Source organism: Spirosoma luteolum, assembly GCF_054778875.1.
On the sequence record NZ_BAAGZE010000023.1, the window covers coordinates 75443 to 97581 of the forward strand.

General features: G+C 56.6%; 20 protein-coding genes. 12 read left to right on the plus strand and 8 right to left on the minus strand.

The window, feature by feature from the left end; translation table 11 throughout:
• Positions 1–19 precede the first annotated feature (19 nt).
• The 5 genes from rfbA to ACYVAC_RS20660 all read left to right on the plus strand — a co-directional run bounded on the left by rfbA (position 20) and on the right by ACYVAC_RS20660 (position 3991).
• A complete protein-coding gene (rfbA, locus tag ACYVAC_RS20640; RefSeq protein WP_461099699.1) occupies positions 20–880 on the plus strand; it encodes a glucose-1-phosphate thymidylyltransferase RfbA in 861 nt (286 codons plus the stop codon).
• 315 nt (positions 881–1195) lie between these two features.
• Positions 1196–1606, plus strand: coding sequence for a hypothetical protein (locus ACYVAC_RS20645; RefSeq protein ID WP_461099700.1), 411 nt, complete (start codon positions 1196–1198; stop codon positions 1604–1606).
• 27 nt (positions 1607–1633) lie between these two features.
• Positions 1634–2311 (plus strand): hypothetical protein, encoded by a 678-nt coding sequence (locus ACYVAC_RS20650; protein ID WP_461099701.1) that lies wholly within the window; start codon positions 1634–1636, stop codon positions 2309–2311.
• Between the two features lie 160 nt (positions 2312–2471).
• Entirely contained in the window at positions 2472–3278 is an 807-nt protein-coding gene (locus ACYVAC_RS20655; RefSeq protein WP_461099702.1) for a sensor histidine kinase, read from the plus strand.
• Positions 3279–3331: 53 nt separating this feature from the next.
• On the plus strand, positions 3332–3991 hold the full coding sequence (locus ACYVAC_RS20660) for a response regulator transcription factor (RefSeq protein ID WP_461099703.1): 660 nt from the start codon (positions 3332–3334) through the stop codon (positions 3989–3991).
• Between the two features lie 287 nt (positions 3992–4278).
• Here ACYVAC_RS20660 and ACYVAC_RS20665 read toward each other — a convergent pair whose 3' ends face one another.
• Positions 4279–5067, minus strand: coding sequence for an SDR family oxidoreductase (locus ACYVAC_RS20665; protein WP_461099704.1), 789 nt, complete (start codon positions 5065–5067; stop codon positions 4279–4281).
• A 99-nt stretch (positions 5068–5166) separates the two neighbouring features.
• Between ACYVAC_RS20665 and ACYVAC_RS20670 the strand changes: the two genes are divergently transcribed.
• The 5 genes from ACYVAC_RS20670 to ACYVAC_RS20690 all read left to right on the plus strand — a co-directional run bounded on the left by ACYVAC_RS20670 (position 5167) and on the right by ACYVAC_RS20690 (position 9553).
• Positions 5167–5961, plus strand: coding sequence for a DUF547 domain-containing protein (locus ACYVAC_RS20670; protein ID WP_461099705.1), 795 nt, complete (start codon positions 5167–5169; stop codon positions 5959–5961).
• A 123-nt stretch (positions 5962–6084) separates the two neighbouring features.
• Positions 6085–7548 carry a DASH family cryptochrome gene (locus tag ACYVAC_RS20675; RefSeq protein ID WP_461099706.1) on the plus strand — a complete coding sequence of 488 codons (1464 nt, stop codon included), beginning with the start codon at positions 6085–6087 and terminating at the stop codon, positions 7546–7548.
• A 77-nt stretch (positions 7549–7625) separates the two neighbouring features.
• On the plus strand, positions 7626–8207 hold the full coding sequence (locus tag ACYVAC_RS20680; protein WP_461099707.1) for a LemA family protein: 582 nt from the start codon (positions 7626–7628) through the stop codon (positions 8205–8207).
• Positions 8208–8283: 76 nt separating this feature from the next.
• The gene (locus ACYVAC_RS20685) at positions 8284–8721 is read left to right on the plus strand and encodes a TPM domain-containing protein (protein WP_461100176.1); all 438 of its coding nucleotides are present in this window, start codon (positions 8284–8286) and stop codon (positions 8719–8721) included.
• 67 nt (positions 8722–8788) lie between these two features.
• Entirely contained in the window at positions 8789–9553 is a 765-nt protein-coding gene (locus tag ACYVAC_RS20690) for a TPM domain-containing protein (RefSeq protein WP_461100177.1), read from the plus strand.
• Positions 9554–9607: 54 nt separating this feature from the next.
• On the opposite strand, the gene ACYVAC_RS20695 is transcribed toward ACYVAC_RS20690, so the two are convergent.
• The 3 genes from ACYVAC_RS20695 to ACYVAC_RS20705 all read right to left on the minus strand — a co-directional run bounded on the left by ACYVAC_RS20695 (position 9608) and on the right by ACYVAC_RS20705 (position 14165).
• Positions 9608–10129 (minus strand): NADH-quinone oxidoreductase subunit J family protein, encoded by a 522-nt coding sequence (locus ACYVAC_RS20695; RefSeq protein WP_461099708.1) that lies wholly within the window; start codon positions 10127–10129, stop codon positions 9608–9610.
• 19 nt (positions 10130–10148) lie between these two features.
• Positions 10149–11654: a 4Fe-4S dicluster domain-containing protein gene (locus ACYVAC_RS20700; protein ID WP_461099709.1), complete on the minus strand. Its 1506-nt coding sequence runs from the start codon at positions 11652–11654 to the stop codon at positions 10149–10151.
• Between the two features lie 102 nt (positions 11655–11756).
• Positions 11757–14165 carry an alpha-ketoacid dehydrogenase subunit alpha/beta gene (locus ACYVAC_RS20705; protein ID WP_461099710.1) on the minus strand — a complete coding sequence of 803 codons (2409 nt, stop codon included), beginning with the start codon at positions 14163–14165 and terminating at the stop codon, positions 11757–11759.
• Positions 14166–14409: 244 nt separating this feature from the next.
• Here ACYVAC_RS20705 and ACYVAC_RS20710 point away from each other — a divergent pair, with 244 nt between their 5' ends.
• Together ACYVAC_RS20710 and ACYVAC_RS20715 are read left to right on the plus strand one after the other, a co-directional pair.
• Positions 14410–14859: a DUF1573 domain-containing protein gene (locus ACYVAC_RS20710; protein WP_461099711.1), complete on the plus strand. Its 450-nt coding sequence runs from the start codon at positions 14410–14412 to the stop codon at positions 14857–14859.
• 275 nt (positions 14860–15134) lie between these two features.
• A complete protein-coding gene (locus ACYVAC_RS20715; protein ID WP_461099712.1) occupies positions 15135–16040 on the plus strand; it encodes a prohibitin family protein in 906 nt (301 codons plus the stop codon).
• Between the two features lie 9 nt (positions 16041–16049).
• Here the strand turns inward: ACYVAC_RS20715 and ACYVAC_RS20720 are convergent, their stop codons facing one another.
• The 4 genes from ACYVAC_RS20720 to ACYVAC_RS20735 all read right to left on the minus strand — a co-directional run bounded on the left by ACYVAC_RS20720 (position 16050) and on the right by ACYVAC_RS20735 (position 22111).
• Positions 16050–17207 (minus strand): PepSY-associated TM helix domain-containing protein, encoded by a 1158-nt coding sequence (locus tag ACYVAC_RS20720; RefSeq protein ID WP_461099713.1) that lies wholly within the window; start codon positions 17205–17207, stop codon positions 16050–16052.
• A 62-nt stretch (positions 17208–17269) separates the two neighbouring features.
• On the minus strand, positions 17270–19624 hold the full coding sequence (locus ACYVAC_RS20725) for a TonB-dependent siderophore receptor (RefSeq protein ID WP_461099714.1): 2355 nt from the start codon (positions 19622–19624) through the stop codon (positions 17270–17272).
• A 246-nt stretch (positions 19625–19870) separates the two neighbouring features.
• Positions 19871–20791, minus strand: coding sequence for an alpha/beta hydrolase (locus ACYVAC_RS20730; RefSeq protein ID WP_461099715.1), 921 nt, complete (start codon positions 20789–20791; stop codon positions 19871–19873).
• 69 nt (positions 20792–20860) lie between these two features.
• Positions 20861–22111, minus strand: coding sequence for a serine hydrolase domain-containing protein (locus ACYVAC_RS20735; RefSeq protein WP_461100178.1), 1251 nt, complete (start codon positions 22109–22111; stop codon positions 20861–20863).
• Positions 22112–22139: the final 28 nt, after the last annotated feature.

Below are 22139 nucleotides of genomic sequence, written 5' to 3' on the forward strand. Positions count from 1 at the left end.
AAACTCACGCATTGATACAATGAAAGGAATTATTCTGGCCGGTGGATCCGGCACCCGGTTACACCCCCTGACACTGGCCGTCAGCAAACAGCTGATGCCGGTCTACGACAAACCGATGATCTACTACCCGCTCTCGATTCTGATGCTGGCGGGTATTCGCGAAATCCTGATCATCTCAACCCCCCACGACCTGCCCCACTTCCAGAAACTGCTGGGCGATGGGTCGCGGCTGGGCTGCGCGTTCAGCTATGCCGAGCAGCCACTGCCCAACGGGCTGGCGCAGGCATTCGTGATCGGCGAAGAGTTTATCGGTACCGATAAGGTGGCCCTCGTGCTGGGCGACAACATTTTCTACGGCTCGGGCCTGTCGAAACTGCTGCAGGCCAACAACGATCCCGATGGCGGAGTGGTGTACGCCTACCAGGTACACGATCCGGAACGCTACGGTGTGGTTGAGTTCGACGATCAGTTCAACGTGCTGTCGATCGAAGAAAAGCCTACCGCCCCCAAATCGAACTACGCCGTACCGGGCCTGTATTTCTACGACAACGACGTCGTTGAGATTGCCAAAAACATCGAGGCTTCGCCCCGTGGCGAATTTGAGATCACCGACGTGAACAAGGAGTACCTGAAACGGGGGAAACTGAAAGTCGGTGTACTGGACCGGGGCACGGCCTGGCTCGACACCGGCACGTTTGAATCACTGATGCAGGCTGGCCAGTTTGTACATGTTATCGAAGAACGGCAGGGCCTTAAGATCGGCTGTCCGGAAGAGATTGCCTACCGCATGAAGTTTATCGACGCGGAGCAGCTGCGTACCATTGCCCAACCCCTCGTTAAGAGTGGTTATGGTCAGTACCTGCTCAACCTGCTCAAATAAGCCGGCGCGTTATACCGACATAAAAAGGCCGAAGCAATCACTGCTTCGGCCTTTTTGGTTACCTAACCTATGTAAAAACCTGACGCGATACGGCTGCATGCCGCTACCAAACAAAAATAGCGGAACCGTATCCGTCGGCTGCGCGCAGAAACCCGGCTTTTGAGGCCGATGCTGCAATCAGGCAAAAGCCCCTGATCTATTGCGTAGAACTACGTAAAAAGGCCTTCTACCAGCCGCTTAGGTGGCCAGGTGGTTGAGAAAGCCCCCCTTTCTTAATAGCTTTCGGCGGTCAATAACCACTACTCATTCCTATACATGACAACCTTTTCCAAAGAAGTTGGCCGCTTTCTGAAGGCGGACGAAAGTAATGCTATGACGGGTGCCTACCGGGAGCGCAAAAGCAAAATGGGCATCAACGAAGACGAGTGCGTCAGATCGGAGTTTTTTGGACTCGATCAGGTTATGCACCTGCTTAGCCAGCCGGGCTGCACGGGCCTGCGGGTACACCACGCCAAACGCTGGGAAGACCTCGACGGTAACCCCACCGACACGGGCGTTGGTCAGCTGCGGCCACGCGTACTGCTGACGGGTGTAGGTCCCAATGGCCGCGACATGCACATTCCGGCGGCACAGGCTGGCCTGAAAGACACTCCCCCGGCCGACGATGACGGCGAAGCCACCACCCTGGGCGACGGCTTCACCTGCCCGCAGCACTGCCCGAAATAAGCCCCCAGACGTTATCGACCAGTAACCATGCTCCTGAGACTACTGCATTTCTTTGAAAAATATCCGATCGACTTTCTTTCTTATGTAATTAGCTGTCTCCCCATTGGTATTGGTTTGGTTCGGTTTCGGTATCTCAAAGCCGGGCTGCGCTACATCTGGTTTTTCTTCGTGGTCTTTTTCCTGAAAGACACGTACTCGCTCGTTCAGATTTTCATTAACCAGAACAACCTGTTCATTCAGAACATCGAACCTATTTTCGAAACGGTGTTTGTCGGGCTTATCTTCCTGCCTTATTTCGACAAACCAATTGAGAAACGGGTGCTGCTTGGCCTCACCGCGCTTTGCACGGCCATTACGATCTACGCTTACCAGCGCGTTGATGTGTCGGCAGTGAGTCTGTCGACGTTCCGGATTTTTGCGCTGGTACTGGTACTGGCCTACTTCAACAAACTACTCACCGACATGCGGGTAATCAATCTTACCCAGCATACCATGTTCTGGTTTGCGTCGAGTCTGCTGCTGTATGCCGCCGGTACGTTTTTCATTGTGCTCTACAGCGAGTACTGGTACAAGGATATCAACAAGGTGCCGGCCGATGTATTCGATAAGTACTGGAACGCCAATCAGTTTCTGTACATCACATTTGCCACCCTGTCGGCGGTGGGCCTCTGGTTTGCCCGTTCCGACCGGCAGAACGTTACCTGACGGCTGCCCGCTGGCCCAGCACATGACAAAGCCGGTACCCTGTTGGGCGTACCGGCTTTGTCGCTTACCACTTCCTCAAGGTCTGGCCGGTCAATTGACTTTCAGGCCCTGATTCGGCAATTTTGCTTTCCTGCGTGCTGACTTTCTAAACCAATCACCGATGGAATCAGGCTCTGTCATTGCTGTTGGAACGGCGGTGTTGCTGATGATGGCCGTATTCATCATCATCTTCGTTGCCTATTACCAGCAGAAACAGGCCCGACAGCAGCTGGCCCTCAAGGAACTGCAGGAGCAACACCGGCGCGAACTGATGGCGGCTACGTTTAAAGGGCAGGAAGCCGAACGAAAACGACTGGCCGAAGACCTGCACGACGGCATCGGCACCATGCTGTCGGTGACCAAGATGAGCCTCAACCAGCTCGACCGCTACCTCAACGACGATATCAACCGAACCATGCTGGTGCAAAAAACCCGCGCCATGCTCGACGAAACCATGAGCAATGTCCGGCGCATCAGCCGCGATCTGGTGCCCACCACGCTGCAACGCTTTGGTCTGATTGCCGCCCTCGAAGAACTGGCCGACCGCGCCACCGAGGGTGAGCTGACGGTACAGCTCGACTGCCCCGAAACCATCGAGAAACTGCCCCCCGCGCTGGAACTGATGTTTTACCGGATTGCGCAGGAGCTGATGAACAACGCCATTAAGCACGCCCGGGCCCACACCATCACGATTCAGCTCTACTGCGTTGACCATCAGGTACGCTTATCCGTGATCGACGATGGCGTTGGTTTCGACTTCGACGCCATCATGGAGAACAAGCAGGGGGGTCTTGGTCTGCGCAACATTGAAAGCCGGCTGAGTGTCGTGGCCGGCCATGTTACCTTTGATGTGGCGCCCGGACGCGGCTCCCAGATTCACGCTCAGGTAGGCCTTGATGAACCAATGCCGATGATGCTGACCGCCTGACGGTATACCGCGCGCTGCTACCTACTTCGTACTACCCTTATCCGCCCCCTTCAATGCGAAAAATCAAATTGGCCCTCTGCGACGATCATACGCTGTTTCGGGTGGGTATGGCCAACATTCTGGGCCAGGTCAGCGATTTCGAGTTAATTCTGGAAGCTGCCAATGGGCAGGAACTCATCGAGCGCATTGCCCGGAAAATGCCCGATGTCGTGCTGCTCGACCTTCAGATGCCCGTGATGGATGGCACCGCCACGGCCGACTATCTCCGCGAAAACCACCCCCTCGTCAAGATTGTTGTGCTGACCATGCACGACGAAGACCGTATGGTGCTGCACCTGCTGGAGAAAGGCGTCAGTGGCTATCTGCTTAAAGATGCCGAAGCGGGTGAAGTCGAGAAGGCCATCCGGAAAGTTATGGACGAGGGCGTTTACCTGAACGAGTTCGTATCGAAAGCCATGCTACGTAAGATGACGAACAAAACGTCGGTCACGAAGCCCGTCAACGCCTTTTATAACAGCAAAATCCTCCTGTCGGAGCGAGAAAAAGAAGTACTCACGCTGATCTGCGAGGGCTTGTCGACCAACGAAATCAGCGAGAAAATCTTCCTCAGCCCGCGCACCGTAGAAGGTCACCGCCTGCGGATTCTGGAGAAAACCGGCATGAAAAACACTGCCGGTATGGTTGCCTATGCGTTCAAGAACGGACTTATTTAAGAGGGGAGAGCCGGGGGAATTGTGTGGTTGCAGGGCTTTTTAGTCGTAGGGTTGTCGTGTTTTATAATTGTGTAGTTCTAAGGTTCCGGACGTGTTGGATTATGGCGTTGCGGAGCCAGGTTGGTGTTGGCGGGTATGATATGCGGAGGGCGTGAATGAAGTAGACTGAAATGCCAGACCGCCTGCCTGATGCCGGCGCCAATCCGCCGATGCTACTCCGTAATCACTCAACACAACAACGCTCCAACCCTATAACTAGCCAACTCTACAACCCTCTCCCCGCCCTTTCACAAACTCCCCGTCTTGCCGCCGTCGACAGGGACGTTGATGCCGTTGATCGATGCGGCCGCGGGGGTGCACAGAAACGCGACGGCGGCCGCTACTTCTTCGGCCGTCACGAACCGCCCCGTCGGAATCTCGCTGACCATCTGCGCGGCTACGTCGGCTTCCGATGTACCACTGCTGGCAGCCCGCATGGTCACCACCGCATCGAGCCGGGCCGTTTGGGTATAGCCGGGCAGCACATTGTTGACGGTGATACCGAAACGCGCAATCTCCAGCGACAGCGTTTTACTCCACTGCGCCACCGCCCCCCGAATCGTGTTGGAAACCCCCAGGCCCGGAATCGGCTGCTTAATCGACGTACTGATGATGTTTACGATTCGCCCGTACCCGGCTGCTTTCATGGCCGGTACCACGGCCTGTACCAGCGTCTGGTTGTTGAGCAGGTGATTGTGAAACGCCTGTACAAAGGCCGCGGCATCGGCCTCGATCAGGGCACCGCCCGCCGGCCCACCCGTATTGTTGATCAGTATATGAAGGGCGGGATAGGTCGACAGATGGGTGGCAATGGCACCGGCCACGGCTCCCGCCTGACTGAAGTCGGCAACGAGGTAGCGGTGCTGTTGCCCATGACTTGTATCAAGTTCAGCCAGCGTGGCGAGTAGCGCTTTTTCATTACGCGCCATCAGCACCACGGTTGCGCCCAGTTGAGCCAGTTCGACGGCCGATGCCCGGCCAATTCCCTGCGTACTGCCGCAAACGAGTGCTGTTTTTCCGGTCAGATCAAGATGCATATACTAACTAGGTTTGGTGATTTGGCCAGTCCTCCCAGTAAGGAAGATAAACCTTTTGGAGCGCTGGCTCGTATGTATTTGCAAAACAATCAATATACCATGAAATACTACACGGTAAAAACGCTGGCACTCGCTTTCTTCGGCATGACGCTGATCGGGCTGGCCGCCTTTACAACACCGACCGAACCGGCCCACGCAGTGGCTCCGGCAGCGGCCGCCGTCGATCATAGCATCTGGGACGGGCTGGCCAAAAAATACATCAATGAAAAAGGCCTGGTCAATTATAAGGGGATGAAGAGCGACGAGAAACAGCTCAAGAAATACCTCGACATGATCAGCGCCAATCCGCCAACCGACGCCTGGAGCAAAAACGAGAAAATGGCGTACTGGATCAACGCCTACAATGCGTTTACGGTGCAGTTGATTCTGAACCACTACCCGGTCGAAAGCATCAAGGATATCGGTTCGAAGATCAAGATTCCGTTTGTGACAACGCCCTGGGCCAGCAAATTCTTCAAAATCGGGGGTGAGTCGATGAGCCTCGACAACATCGAGCATGGCACACTGCGGAAGCAGTTCAACGACCCTCGTATTCACTTTGCGCTGGTGTGTGCTGCCCGTTCGTGCCCCCGGCTCCGCAACGAAGCGTACATGCCCTCGAAACTCGATGCGCAGCTCGACGACCAGGGCAGCGACTTTCTGAACAACCCGGCCAAAAACGCCATTACGCCCAAAAAAGCCAGCCTGTCGAAATACTTCGACTGGTATAAGGGCGACTGGAAAGAAAACGATAAATCGATTGAATACTGGGTCAACAAGTATTCGAAGGTTAAAATCAACAAGGACACCGACATCTCGTTCATGGACTACAACTGGAAGCTGAACGAGCAATAGATTCGTTTGCGGCCAGACAGCAGTCGTCAACAGGTATACAGTTGGCCAGCCCGCGCCCCGGCGAACAAAAGCGGGGGCGGGCTGTTGAGACATAGTAACCTGCTGACGACTGTTTTTTTGCTTATGCCAACGCGAATAGTATACTGGTTCCGCAACGACCTGCGGCTGCACGACAACGAAGCGTTGTCGGGTGCACTGGCAGCGGCCGATGTTGTGCTTCCGGTTTTTGTAATCGACCCCACCTGGTTTACCGAATTGCCGGCCATTGGATTCCGGAAGATGGGCGTTTTCCAGTCGCAGTTTCTGCTCGAATCGCTGGCCGACCTGCGCGATTCGCTCCGGCAGCGGGGTAGCGATCTGATTGTCCGGATGGGCAACCCCGCCAAACTGCTGGCCGAGATGGCCCAGGAGACCGGCGCTACGGCCATATACGCCAGCAAGGAAGTAACGCAGGAAGAAACCGATCTTGAATCGGACCTGAGCAAACGGCTCAAGCCGCTTAATATTGACCTGGAGCTGATCTGGCAATCGACTCTCTACCATGTACGGGACCTGCCTTTCGGCATCGCTCGCCTGCCCAACGTATTCACCCAGTTTCGGAAAGAGGTAGAAAAGTCGGCAACGGTACGGGATCCCCTGCCCGCTCCTACCAACCTGCCGTTCGAGCCCCTGCTGCCTGCCGGCGATCTGCCAAGCCTGGCCGACGTTGGCTTCGATGCCGAGTCGATCGCGCGGGTAACCAGCCCCGATCCGCGGGCTGTTCTTCCTTTCTCCGGGGGCGAAACCGCCGGACTGGCCCGCCTGAACCATTACCTCTGGGACGCCGACCATATCCGCACGTACAAAGAAACCCGAAACGGGATGCTGGGCGAGGCATACTCGACCAAGTTTTCGGCCTGGCTGGCACTGGGCTGCCTGTCGCCCCGGTTTATCTATGCCGACATAAAGCGCTACGAGGCCGAACGGGTCGAAAACGACTCGACCTACTGGGTCGTGTTTGAGTTGATCTGGCGCGACTTCTTCCGATTTGTGGCGTTGCGGTTTGGCAACCGGATTTTCAAGATCAGCGGTATCCGCAACGACCTGGGCAAAAAATGGCTGCGCGACCGTGCGCTTTTTCTGCGCTGGGCTAGCGGCAACACAGGCATTCCGTTTATCGACGCCAACATGCGCGAACTCAACGCTACTGGCTTTATGTCGAACCGGGGCCGGCAGAACGTCGGTAGCTTCCTGGTCAAAGATCTGGGTATCGACTGGACCTGGGGAGCAGCCTATTTTGAAAGTCAGCTGATCGACTACGATCCCTGCAGCAACTGGGGCAACTGGAACTACGTGGCGGGCGTGGGCAACGATCCGCGCGAAGATCGCTACTTCAATATACTGTCGCAGGCCAGCCGGTATGACCCGTCGGGTGCCTACGTGAAGACGTGGGTACCGGAGCTAACCCATGTACCCACCGACCGGCTACAGCAGGCCGGTGCCCTCACGCCCGACGAGCAAAATCGCTACGGTGTTGTACCGGGTCAGCACTACCCGATACCGGTCATCAACCCCGCGAAGTGGACCAGCCCGCAAAAAGACCATTAGCCCACAATTGTGTGGATAAGTCCCCCATTTTCCACAACTTTACCCCCAACAATAACCAGCTTTCACACGCTTAGACCATGTCAAAATCCCTTATCATCGTTGTCGTTATCGCCCTGATTCTGGGCATGTACGGCTGTAGTTCATACAACGGTCTGGTTTCGACTGACACCAACGTTCAGGAGAAGTGGGCGCAGGTGCAGACCCAGTACCAACGCCGGTCAGACCTGATCCCCAACCTGGTGCGGACGGTTCAGGGGGCAGCCAACTTCGAAAAAAGCACGCTCACGGCCGTTATTCAGGCCCGGGCCAATGCAACCGGCATCAACCTGACCGCCGATCAGCTGACCCCCGAAAACGTGAAGAAGTTTCAGGCAGCCCAGGATCAGCTGAGCGGATCGCTGTCGCGCCTGCTGGCCGTTGCCGAGAGCTATCCCAACCTGAAAGCAACGCAGAACTTCTCCGAACTACAGGCCCAGCTCGAAGGCACGGAAAACCGCATTTCGGTAGCCCGCAACGACTTCAACGGAGCCGTTAAGGAGTATAACCTATCGGTTCGGTCGTTCCCGAACAACATCTTTGCCGGCATCTTCGGCTTCCCCGTTAAAGGGTTCTTCGAAGCATCGCAGGCAGCCCAGAGCGCCCCTACGGTTCAATTCTAGGTTTTGGTTTATGGCGGCAACGATACGCGGGGCTTCGGCGCTGGCGGTCGTTGCCGCTCTGTTAACACCCATCGCCATGACCAATCCTTTCAGCGCTGCCGAGCAGGAGCGTATCATCAGCGCTATCCGCTTGGCCGAACAGAACACATCCGGCGAAATCCGGGTGCATGTGGAACCGCACTGCCCCCTGCCCGATCCGGTTCAGCGGGCCATCGAAGTATTTGCCAGCCTGGGTATGCAGGAAACCAAACAGCAGAATGGCGTGCTGTTTTACCTGGCCTACACCGACCGCAAATTTGCCGTGCTGGGCGACCGGGGCATCAACAACCGCGTTCCGACCGACTTCTGGGAAAGTACCAAGGCCCTGATGCGGCCTTTTTTTGCCCGGCAACACTATGCCGATGGCCTTAGCCAGGGTATTGAACGGGCCGGCGAGCAGCTGAAGCAGTATTTCCCCTACGACGGCGCAACCGACATCAACGAACTCCCCGACGATATTTCGTTTAGCTCCTAATGCTGTGAACCGACCTTCTTTTTTATCTTTTTTCCGTTGGCCGGCAGCCAGCCTGCTCGTTGGGCTTATGCTGCTGCTGACCACGCTCGGCCGGGCACAGACCGATGTGGCAACCGATACGCCGGCTGCCAACACCGTTATTCCCGACCGGCCCAATCCGCCCCGACTGGTAAACGATTTTGCCGGTGCACTCAGCGCTCAGGAACGTAGCCAGCTGGAGCAGAAGCTCCGCCGTTACAACGATTCGACCTCGACCCAGATTACCATCGTTATCGTGCGCACAACGGAGCCCTACCCCATCGGCGACTTTGCGTTTCAGGTAGGCCGGAAATGGGGGGTTGGGCAAAAGGGCAAGAACAACGGGCTGGTGCTGGCCTGGGCTACCCAGACCCGCAAGGTGTATATCGCTACGGGCTACGGGCTCGAGGGCGCTATTCCCGATGCCATTGCCAAACGCATCATTTCAAACACGATTGTACCGGCCTTCAAGCAGCAGCAGTATTACGAAGGACTCGACGCAGCCACAACCGAAATCATCCAGCGGGCGCGGGGCGAATACAAAGCCGACCCCACCAGTAATGAAGATGACGGAAGCAGCCTGTTTTTCTGGGTGCTTATTTTCATGATCATCATCTTCATCATTGCCCGGCGCAACCGGGGCGGGGGCAGCAGCGGTACCCGGGGCGGGGGCGGTTTTTTTCCGCCCGTTTTCTTCCCCACATCGACTTATTCCGGGTGGGGAGGCTCCTCCGGCGGTGGCGGTGGCGGTGGTGGCTTCGGCGGTTTTGGCGGAGGCAGCTTCGGGGGCGGTGGCGCCGGGGGCGACTACTAACCCATCACGCGATACCTGGATACGGAGAGGGGTTGCCAGCTGGCAACCCCTTTTTTATTTGCGGGCCGACAGGTAGGTAGCGCCAACCAGGGCCGCCAGCAGCAGTATGGCAATGATTTCGAAGGGCACCACAAACTCGGTCATCAGTTGCCGGCCGATGACCTGAATAGACGACTGCCAGCCCAGCGGCTGATCGAGCATCGGAAAATGAGCCCGGGCCAGTAGTGAATATAATCCCACAAACAGCGCCCCGGCTACCACCAGGCCGGCAACGCCCATACCAGCCCGATTCAGCGAGGGAACCCGGTTGGCGGTTTGGCTGCTTACCGTAGAGATGGGCTCTGCCTTATGGGTGAGCATAACGCCGAAAATAACCAGCACCAACACCCCACCCACGTAGATCATAATCTGGGCAATAGCCAGAAAGTCGGCGCTCGCCAGCACAAACAGGCCCGCCACACCCAGTAATGTGAGCAACAGGTAAAAGGCGGCATAGAGTACATTGCGGGTAAGCAACACGGCCAGCGCCCCCAGCAGGGTAAGCGCGGCAAAGGCGTAAAAGGCGAGCTGAATCACAGGGAGTGGAATTGGGTCGTTACGATGCGTCGCCCTCGTCGGGTTTCGGCCGGGGCTTCATGGTTGGCCGGAAGGCGGGTCTGGGCCTGGGTGCCTCGGCGGGCGCAGTGGCTTCTCCCTCGGCAGCGGTACTGGGCGGCTCGGCGGACGCAGCCGGGGCCGCCGGTTTCATCGTCGGCCGGAAGACAGGCTTCGGCTTGGGAACCTCGGCAGGAGTTTCTGCATTGGTTGCGGGGCCGCTCGTGGGCGCTGTAGTATCAGGCGTTGGCGCTGCCGCCGGTTTCATCGTCGGCCGAAACGCGGGCTTCGGCTTGGGAGCCTCGGTGGGCTGTGCCGGTGACGTAGCAGACGGATCAGATGCCGACGCAACGGCCGGCTTCATAGTTGGCCGGAAGGCAGGTCTGGGCTTGGGTGCCTCGGCGGGCGCAGTGGCTTCTCCCTCGGCAGCGGCACTGGGTTGCTCGGCGGACGCAGCCGGTGCCGACGGTTTCATCGTCGGCCGGAACGCGGGTTTGGGCGCGGCAGCCGACGCAGGCTGTTCGTCTGACGACGGGCCTGCCTCGCCCGCTGTAGCCGAAGGCTTCATGGTCGGGCGGAAAGCCGGTTTAGGCCTGCCCGCTTCCGGCGTAGCGGCCGGTTGCGTATCGACCGAAGCGGCTGGCTTCATCGACGGCCGAAAAGCCGGCCTGGGTTTGGGCGTATCGGCCGTTGCCGGTGCCACTGCGTCGGGTTCACCAGCGGGGGTTTCCTGCACCGGGGCCGGCGGCACATCGGGCTTTCGGGTAGGCCGGAATACTGGTTTTTTCGTTGTTTCGAGACCGCCCTGTGCAATCTGCTCCATCTCGGTTGGGGTGGCGTCGGTCAGCGGGTGTTCAACGGCAGAGCTGGGTGGCGTCGACGGTTCATGCGGAACGGCAGCCGGTTTGGCCGTCGGTCTGAATACCGGCTTCTTCGCCACCGCGGCACCTGCTTCAGGCTGCGTCGTTGCTTTGGCTGCGGCAGCTGCAGCTTTCTGCGCTTCTTTCTCCTGCACAAACTGCTCATACAAGGCCCGTTTTTCATCGGCCTCGGCCGGCGTCAGGTCAGCGTAATGGTACGTCAGTTTGTCGAGTTCGAATTCACTGTAGTCGAAGGCCTTGTCCATCGTCAGGCACTCGGTGGGACACACGGCCGTACACAGACCACAGTAGCAGCACTTAGCCATGTCGATGTCGAAGGTAGCGGCATACAACCGAATCGGCGATCCGTCCGATGCCCGGCCAACCTCTTCCGTTGCCTTGATGGCGTCGATGGTAATGCAATCGACAGGGCATACCTTGGCGCACTTGTCGCAGACGATGCAGTCGTCGATTTCATTGTGGAGCCGGTAGCGACCGTTGTCGGGAATAGGCAGCTGTTCCTGCGGATACTGCAGTGTGACCAGCCCCGTCTGCAGATCGAAATAATGGCTGTCGGCTACACCCATTGCCGTCCGGCGTCGGGTAGCCTGACGGAGATGGCGCAGCGTCAGGCTCAGGCCTTTCAATGATGTTTGTATGCCTTTCTTTATATCCTCAAAATACGCCATCTGCCAGACAGGGCAGCGGAGCGCATGTCGGATCAGACCGAAAACGCGCTCCGCTACGCATTAATAAAGTGCCGGAAACCGTTCGGGTTCGCACTCGCTCATGAGCGCGTAAACGGCTTCGATTACGTCGTCAACACTGGGCTTCGAAAAATAGTCCCCATCGGAGCCATAAGGTGGCCGGTGCGGTTTGGCAGCCAGCGCCCGCGGGGGCGAATCAAGGTATTGATACGCATCCTGCCCGTCGATCACCTGCTGCATCATGTAGGCCGTTGCACCACCCGGTACGTCTTCATCGGCAAACAGCACCCGGTTGGTTTTGCGAATCGAATCGACGATGCGGTGATGCCGATCAAAGGGCAACAGCGTCTGAACGTCAATCACTTCGATCTGAATACCCATATCGGCCAGCTGCTGAGCGGCCTCCATCACAATCCGGCACATCGACCCATACGTAACCACGGTTACATCACTGCCAACCCGCAGCGTATCGGGTATGCCCAGCGGCACACAGAACGTATCGAGATTGGTCGGCAATTTTTCCTTGAGCCGGTAGCCGTTCAGGCACTCGATCACCAGCGCCGGGTCGTCGCCCTTGATGAGTGTATTGTAGAAGCCGGCCGCCTGGGTCATGTTGCGCGGCACCAGCACATGCATACCGCGCAGGCTGCTCAGCATGGTTCCCATGGGCGACCCCGAATGCCAGATCCCTTCCAGCCGGTGGCCACGCGTTCTGACAATCAGGGGCGCTTTCTGACCACCTTTGGTGCGGTAGTGCAGTGTAGCCAGATCGTCGGTAAGTGTTGCCAGCGCGTAGTAGATATAATCGAAGTACTGAATTTCGGCGATGGGGCGCAGGCCACGCATGGCCATGCCGATGCCCTGCCCGATAATGGATGTTTCGCGAATGCCGGTGTCGGTGATGCGAACCTCGCCATACTTCTCCTGAAGCCCGGCAAAACCCTGGTTTACATCGCCGATCATCCCCACATCTTCACCCAGCGCGACAACCCGGGCATCACGACCGAACAGGTTATCGAAGTACCGCTGCATCAGTATGTACCCATCAACGAGGGTTTCTTCACCATCGTATTCAGGCGCGATGGCATCGACCAGCATCGGCGAATCGGGCGACTGACTGTACAGGAAGGAACTGTACATATCCTGCGTGGCAACGGCTATCCGGTCGAGATACGTGCGCAGCTGGTTTTTGGCCGTACCAGTATCCAGCCGAAGCACGCGCAGCGCTTTCCGGATGGCCGCTACCGAATCGCGCCGGAGCGGCCCCACTTCCGTGCGCAGTTGCTCACGGATAGCCATCAGTTCGGTCGATTTGGGGTTGTTGCGGGCTACACGCTGCAGCAGATCGAGAGCCTCATCATGGTCTTTTTTCATCGACCCCTGAAACGCGTTCCACGCGCTGATTCTCGCTTCTTTGGCTACCTGTTTGGCCTCGGCTTCGATCTGATCGAGGGTTTCGCTCGTGGCGTACCCGTTGCTCAAAATCCATTGCCGGAACGTTTTGTTACAATCATGTTCGGCCTCCCAGGCCAGCCGCTTCCGCGATTTGTAGCGCTCGTGCGAACCTGACGTCGAATGCCCCTGCGGCTGCGTCAGTTCCTGCACGTGTACCAGTACCGGAATATGCTGTTCGCGGCACAGGCGGGCGGCCTGCTCATACGTTTCGAGCAGCGCTACATAATCCCAGCCTTTTACGGTCAGAATTTCGAAACCTTTATCATCGGCATCGCGCTGCAGCCCAGCCAGTGCCTTGGATATACTTCCTTTGGTAGTCTGGTACTCGACCGGCACCGAGATACCGTATCCATCGTCCCAGACCGACATCAGCAAGGGGACCTGCAGCACACCGGCCGCGTTGATGCTTTCCCAGAACATACCCTGCGACGTCGATGCATCGCCGATGGTCCCGAAAACGATTTCGTTGCCCTGGCGCGAGAAATCGCTCAGGTTGTGCAGCGCCGGGTTGAGCCGGTATAGCTTGGAGGCATAGGCCAGCCCCACCGAGCGCGGCACCTGGCCGGCTGTGGGCGCAATATCACAAACTGAATTGTAGAGGTCGGTCTGGTTTCGCCACAGGCCCTGCTCGTCGACCCACCGGGTGGCGAAGTGGCCGTTCATCGACCGGCCGGCGGTGTTGGGGTCGGCATTCAGATCGGCGTGGGCGTAAAGCTGGGCAAAGAATTCGCTCCAGCGCAGCTCGCCCAGAGCCGCCACGAAGGTCTGGTCGCGGTAATAGCCCGAGCGAAAATCACCCCGCTGAAAGGCCCGGGCGGCTGCCAGTTGTGCCAGCTCTTTGCCATCGCCGAAGATGCCAAATTTAGCCCGACCTCCCATAACATCCCGCCGACCGAGCAAACTAACCTGCCGGCTTTCACAGGCTAGTCGATAGTCTGACAGGATTTTTTCGGGAGAGAGAATATCAGTTGATCGGAGTTGTTCGTTTGCTATCACAGCAGGCCCATGGGTTGAAAGCGTTCAACAATTAGTTTGTCTGATGAAGCGCCTGACACCCATTTTGCCGGCCGTCAAGCGAAAGTAAATTTAAGCGAAAACAACCCAGCTTTCAAAAAAAGCGATTTTTCCCTTTCTTTGTTAAGCAAACTGATTTATCAAAGAATTTGGCAAATCTTTTGCGACAGTTTTCGTTTATTAGGCAGGGTATACTTATAACCAAACCATAATTCCGTTCAGTCCAATGAAAACGATTTTTTCACTATTCGTAGCTTTTTTTGTCTCCGTCGCAGTTGGCTACGCCCAGAAAGGGGTCATGAAATTCGCCAAAGAGACGCATGACTTCGGCAAAGTCGAACAGGGAAAGCCCGTTACCTACGTGTTCGAATTCAAGAACACCGGTACGGACCCTATCGTGATCAATGACGCGACGGCTTCCTGCGGCTGCACCAAGCCAAACTGGACGAAAGAGCCCGTCATGCCCGGCAAAACGGGTTCGGTCTCGGCCACGTTCAACGCAGCAGCTGCCGGTCAGTTTACTAAATCGGTAACGGTAACGAGCAATGCCGAAGCCGGTCAGACAACGCTGTATCTGAAAGGCGAAGTAGTCGCTCAGAAAGAAGCAGCCGCGGCAGCTCCGACCGCATCGCCGGTCGACAAAACCAAGAAGAAAGTCACCAAAACTTCACGCTAACACGCTGAAGGGTTAAATAGTGTGGTCATGAAAGGCATCTGGTCGTTTACCGGATGCCTTTTTTCGTACCCTACGGAATCGTCCATCAGGGCTGGTAACCTTTTCAGGATCAGGGCATCCGTTCCTGTAAGACCCGATCCGGGCGCAGCGGCACCGCGTACATTTGGACCGTTTCCTGGCCATTTACCTGCCATGCCTCCGCCCCACTCCCGCGGCCCTGTCCGCCCAGCCTGACCGCCACCGGTTTCAGTCACACTCATTAACCTTATCAAGCCATGTTTTTAAGTATACTGGGCTTATTCGTCCTGCTGGCCGGATTTGCCATCAATACCCCTGCGCTGGCCTTTGCCCGCTTTGCCCGCCCGACCAAACTGGTTGGGCTTGTACTCCTTGTTCTGGGTCTGCTCTCGGCAGGCATCCGTCAGATCGACGCTGGCCAGGTGGGCGTGGTGTCGCTGTTCGGTAACGTCAGCCCCGAACCACTGACCTCGGGCCTTCACCTTGTGAATCCCCTCGCCCATGTCAGCACCTTCGATGTCAAGACGCAGAACTACACCATGTCGGCCACCAACGACGAAGGGGAGAAACTGGGCGACGATGCCATCCGGGTACTGACCGCCGACGGGCTGGAAGTCGTTATCGACCTGACCGTGCTGTACCGGGTGGTACCGGCCGATGCACCCCGTATCTTTCAGGAAATCGGCGCCGATTACACCGATAAGATCGTGCGCCCAATTACCCGTACCCGTATTCGTGACAATGCCGTTTATTACGATGCCGTGGCACTCTACTCGAGCCGGCGCGACGAGTTTCAGGGCCGCATTTATAAAACCATCGAGAACGATTTCCGCAAGCGTGGGCTAATGCTCGAGCAACTGCTGATCCGCAACATCAACCTGCCGGCATCGGTCAAAAAAACGATCGAGTCGAAGATCAACGCCGAGCAGGATGCGCAGAAAATGCAGTTTGTACTGGCTAAAGAACGGCAGGAAGCCGATCGCAAACGCGTTGAAGCCAAGGGCATTGCCGATTACCAGCGTATCCTGTCGACCGGACTCAGCGACAAACAGCTCCAGTATGAGCAGATCAAGGCGCAGCGTGAACTGGCGGCTTCGCCCAATGCCAAGATCATTGTCATGGGCGGCCGCAGTTCGATGCCGCTGATCCTGAACGACCGCTGACCGCTCCGTCTAGACCACTACCCGTTTTGCCCGCCCGGGAGCCCGCACGCTTCCGGGCTTTTTTTTGTTCCGGCGCCCCCACCAGATCAACGCACCCGAAACAGGCAGGCTCGCGCAGACCAGACTGGCCAGACACATCAGCAGCTTACCCGGCCAGCCCAGCACGGCCCCCGTGTGCACATCGTAATTAAGTCGGGCAATCTTATCGGCCACAGATGCCTGTCTGTACCGGCCGTAAGGATGGTTCACAGCCAGTTCGCGCTGGGTATACTGATCGAAAAAACGGTGGTCGGTCTGCCAGGTGTTGTCGATACGGGTGTTGGTGCTAATTAATACGGGTGCGGCTGGCGTGGCCGGAAAATGAACCTCCACACTCTGTAGTCCGGGCTGCTCCCGCAGTACCCGTTGCCAGAGCTGATCGATCGGCAACGGGCCGGCTGTTACCGATTGGCTTGTATCGGATGCAGGTTCGGCGTAGTCGACGAGCGCGGCACCACCCGAGGTGCTCCAGTACACGGCACTGGCCACCCACCGAAAACCCCACACCAGGCCGGTCAGCCCAAGCAGCAGCCCGATGGTCAGCGCGTAGAAGCCGACAACGGTGTGGAGATCGTAGTTGGCCCGGCGCCAGCGGGCCGACCAGTTAACGGTTAGTCGCTGGCGCACGCCTTTCCGATTTTTAGGCCACCACAATACCAGACCCGACAGCAGCAACAGCACAAATACCAGGGTAGCCGATGCCACCAGCGGCTGACCAATAGCGGGTGGCAGCCACAGGTAATAATGCCCGTTGAGTACCCAGCGGAAGAAAGTCTGATTGAAGTCGACTACCCGCAGCACCTGCCCTCGGTAGGGATCGACATACACCCCATAATAGTAGGTGTCGGTCGGCGCATAATAGGTCGCAACAACCGACCGTCCCGCTTCCAGATAATGAACGCTGTGAAGCAATCGGTTGGGTAGGGCCTGGTCGGCCAGCGCCCGGATGCGTGACGGCGGCAACGGAGCGGACCCCGTGGCATCGACAAAGCGCCAGGGCTGCGTCAGATCCTGAATCTCGGCCTGAAAGGCATAGAGCGCCCCGGTAAGCGCAACGATGAAAACAACCAGGCCTGATGCCAGCCCCAGCCACCGGTGTATGATTCCGATTAGTTCTTTCCCTTTCATAACGCCAGCCTGAAAACCGGTTGGCAGCGTTGACCCCAGCTGCCAACCGGATGTTGTTGCTTTTAGAATCGGTAGCCCAGACTAAGCCGATAGTTACGCGGTGCCTCGATCTGGTAGTAATTGTAGCCGCCATACGGATAGGGCGAACCCGAATAGAGGTAAGCGTTGAGCAGGTTGTTTACGTTCAGGGCCAGACTGAGCTTGTCGTGCTGCCACGAAACGGCCCCGTCGGTGCGGAAATAGTTGGGCAAAACCGGCTCCCGCGACTGCGTATCGACATACCAGCCATAGCGATCGAGCTGCCATTGATAGCCAAACGATACGCCCAAACCCTTCAGAGCGCCGGTCTGCAACCGATAGGCAAGCCAGGCATTGGTGATGTGGCGGGCAAAACCCGGAACGGGCTGACCCACATTCTCGGCCTGCGTATCCCTGGTGATCTTCGAGTCGGTGAGGGCGTAGTTGGCCACTACGTTCAGGCCCGGTAGCAGTGTTCCGCGCAGATCGAACTCGACACCCCGTGTCTGCGTCTGCCCCAGCTGGATCGAATAAGTAGGATTGGTAGGATCGCTGGTGAGTACGTTGTTCTTGGTGATTCGGTAAACCGATGCGGTAGCGTTCCAGCGGCCATTGGCCCAGTCTTTCTTGATGCCAGCCTCCACGTTGTCGCCCGTTACAGGCTTGAAGGCAATCCCCTGCGCTGTAGCGCCCGCCTGCGGCACAAATGCCTGATCGTACAGGGCATATATCGATGTCTGCCGGGAGAGCGAACCACTAATGCCCACCCGGGGGGTAAATACCGTTTCGGCCGTGCCGGCTCCATATTCGCTATCCCGTGCCGACGTGATCCGGCCGGCCAGCGTAAGCCGTACGTGGTCGCGCCAGAACCACAGTTCGTCCTGCAGGTAAACGCCCGAATAAGACTGGCTCAGCACATTCACCCCCGCCCGGTAACGCAGGCTGGTCGACCGGTCGATTTTGGGCAGGAGATCTGCCGGCAGGTAATAGGTTGGACGATAGATGTTGAACGTGTAGCTGTCGTTGTAGAGTGCAAACGTCTGGTTCCAGTCGGCCATGTATTCTTTGGTGCCCAGGTCGAGGCCCAGCAGCAGCCGGTGCTGCACGGGTCCGGTGGTTACATCACCGTTTACAAACACCTGTGCAAATTTGCCCTGATTGGCCGCATCCCAGCTGCTGAGCCGCCGGTAGAGATCGCCCCGGGTGTTAAGCGAATCGGCCCAGAGCGAACTACCCACCTGTGTATAGCTGAAATAAGCCAGCTGCCCCGTCAATTGCCAGTTGGGATCGAGCCGATGATTCAGAATCAGAAAAGCACTGTGATCATGGATGCGGGTAGGATCGAGATTCGCCGACGCCGTAGTGGCATTACGCGGTAGTTCACCAAAGCCGTTTCTCGAAAACACATAAGCCGATCCAATCGCCGACATCTGCGAGTACTGGTACGTGTATTCGGCCGTGAGCGATGTTTGTTCACTCAGCTTATACGTCAGTACGGGGGCCAGCGTGACCCGATTGTTATATTCAAAATCCCGGTAGGAACCCTTGGCCTGACCCATCACGTTGAACCGATACAGCAGTTTACCATCGGCCGACAGCCGACCATCCAGATCGAGGGCGGCCCGGTAGGTATCGAAGCTACCCGTTGTCAGTGTCACCTCTCCCCGGTTAACACCAGTGGGCTTTTTAGTAACAATATTATAGAACCCGCTTGGCTCCCCGTTGGCCATCATGAAGCCAGCCGGGCCTTTCACAAACTCAATCCGGTCGACCATCGACATATCTTCGGCCAGCGGCCCCCATGTCGACTGTACATTCATGCCGTTGCGGAAAGGAGCAATCCGGGAACCCCGCATGTTGAGCCGGGCGTAATTATCCCAATGCTCCTGTTTCGTTACACCACTCACATTGCGTGAAACACCCTCCAGCATATCGAACACCTGCTGATCGGCCAGCAATTGCCGACTGATTACCTGTACATTCTGAGGCAGTTCGAGTAGGGGTGTTTTTAGCCGGAGCGAGCCGGAAACGACATCAGTCTTGTAGCTTGGCTTACCGGCCACAGTTACTTCGTCGAGTGTCTCGGCCGACTCGGTCAGGGTCACAGCGGGTATCGTTATGGTTTGGCCGGCCACCACCAGCATGGATTGCCGAACCCGTCCCGATCCTATCCGACTCGCCACGAGTACGCGCTCACCGGCCGGCACCTGTCCAATCGTGTAACGCCCTTCGGCGTCTGTTACAGCGCCTGCTTGCGTACCACGTATCCAGACATGCGTGGATGTCGCAGGTGTGCCATCGGGCAGCTGGACCAGACCCGTGATGGTCCCCGTATCAGACTGAGCCGACAGAATAAGTGGACATAAAATGGCCCAAAAGAGAAGGCATAACTGTTTCATGAGCGTCAATTCATCGTTGTAAATCAGGTAGTCACTGTAGACCGAATCAGGTATTACCCCGAACTTTCGACTCAAACTTAATTAGACTATTTATAAATAAGGAAATTTATTTTCAGAGCATTATAGCAATGCATTGACAATCAAAATGTTATGATATAAAATAGTTTAGCACCCACAAAAAAGCCCTATCCTGAGATGATGCTCAGGCGTAGGGCCTGGTGACAAACATATTTCTGGTCTGTCTGATTAATTGCTGTCGACGGCGCCAAGAGCGGTCAGCCAGGCTTTGCAACTGGCTGGCCAGGTAGTCAGCGAACCGTATTTTGCCGTGCGAAGGCCAAAGCCATGTCCACCGGCCGGATACAGGTGCATCTCAGTGGGTACTTTGTGTTTCAGGCAGGCCAGGTAGTAATCGATGCTGTTCTGCACCGGTACAGCTTTATCATCTTCGGCATGCACCAGAAAACTGGGGGGTGTTTTCTCAGACACCTGCAGTTCGTTGGAATAGTAGGCAACTAGTTCGGGGGATGTATTGAGTTTGCCCAACAGATTATTTTTAGAACCGGGGTGCGTATTGGCGCCAAAGGTGATAACCGGATAAATCAGGATAGCGAAATCGGGGCGGGCCTGTTCGCTGGCACGGGGGCCTTTATTGTAGTGCGTGGCCAGCGTCGACGCCAGGTGCCCGCCGGCCGAAAAGCCCATCACACCAATCTTGGCGGGGTCGAGCTTGTACTGGCTGGCCCGCTGCCGTATGAGGGTCATACCCTGCATGGCATCCATGAGCGGCACCTCGTGCTGGTTGATCATCCGCTTATCGCTGGGAAGCCGGTATTTCAGGACGAAGGCCGTTACGCCCATCCCGTTTAGCCAGCGGGCAATGTCTACCCCTTCGTGGCCCGATGCCAGAATGCCATAGCCTCCCCCCGGACACACCATTACCGCAGCCCCACTGGCCTTGCCCGTGGGCCGATAAACCGTCAGGGTGGGTATCGAGACGTCGCTGATGCGGTCGATACCATCGCTTCCTTTTTCTGCTTTCTCGGCATCCGGAACACCGGCAATCGCATTTGGGATCTGCCCATCGGGCCAGAGTTTGATAACCTCCTGAGCAGAAGCAGTCGACAACACAGCAGCAAGTGTAAGGGTGTAAAGCAGGGTACGCATCGGGGTGAGTAGAGACGTGAGCAGCAGCAGGTGCGGAATCAAAAAAGCCGGCCATGGGGCCGGCTCTACTCATATTTCAACTTCGGCATCCTGATCCGATTTGGCGTCTGGGGCGCCCCCGTGCAAGACCTCGATCAGTTCCTTCACCCGGTAGACCGTTTTGTTGTATTTGTTGCCTAGCATAATGATCACATACTCATCTTTCGGGCTAAACCAGAACATGGTGTTGTAGCCTTTCCACCAGCCAGAATGGTAAATGTATTCAGGCTGATTATTGCTATCGAGCATCATCCGGAAACCGTATCCATAGTTTTTGGTGCTTTTCTTCTCGAAGCTGCGTGGAATAAAGGCCTCAGCCAGCGTCTTTTTCTGCAGAATGCAATTGCCGTTGAGCGCCCGATACCACCGAAACAGGTCACCGATGGTCGAGTACACCCCTTTATCACCGACTACATCATCATAGTAATCTTTCGGGATGCGTCGATTCCACTGATAGCCGGCCGTTTTATGCTTGTTGAAAGCTTCGTTTCGGGTCGTCGCTACGAAGGTATCGTGCATCCCCAGCGGCTCGAAAATGGTTTTGTTGATATACGATTCAAAGCTTTGCTTTGTCACCTTCTCGATGATCGACGCCAGCACCATGTAATTGGTGTTGCTGTAGCTGAATCCCCGCCCCGGAATATTATACCGCTGCGGAGTTGGTTTTACGGTTGCAAACCAGTGCATGATGGTCGCATTGGTGGGGTACGGCTTCTCCCGCTTGTAGAAGTTTACCTTCATGCTGTCATCAAACGCGTAGGCGTAATTGGGCAGGCCGCTCCGGTGGCTCAACAACTCCCGGACGCTGATTCCGTGGTACGGAAAATCAGGATAGAACTTCTGAATCGAATCGTCGAGACTCAGTTTCCCCAATTCGATCAGCTTAAGCGTACCGACTGCCGTAAAGGTTTTGGAGAGCGATGCCAGCTGAAATTTTGAATCTTCGACCAGCGTATCGCGCTGACCGCGCTCGAAGTGGCCGAGGCCAAAGCAGTTTTTATAGAGCACGAGCCCTTTCTGCGCAATCAGGACGTTGCCGTTGAACCCTTCCCGTACCTTCTGGCGAATGATATCGGCAATTTTGTCGGTCTTGGTATCGGCTCCAATCTGCTGCCTGATGCGCTGCTGTTCGGCAGGACTTAATTTCTGTTCGTCGGCGCAACTCCGCAACGCATTGGCTGATTTTGTCAACTGGCGCTGCGTATCCGATTTACACGCCCCAACCAACATCAGCAGTACTAACCCGGTAATCCACTTTCCGCTCCAACGCACCTGCACCATGCCTACACTCACAATTAATCGACTGTTT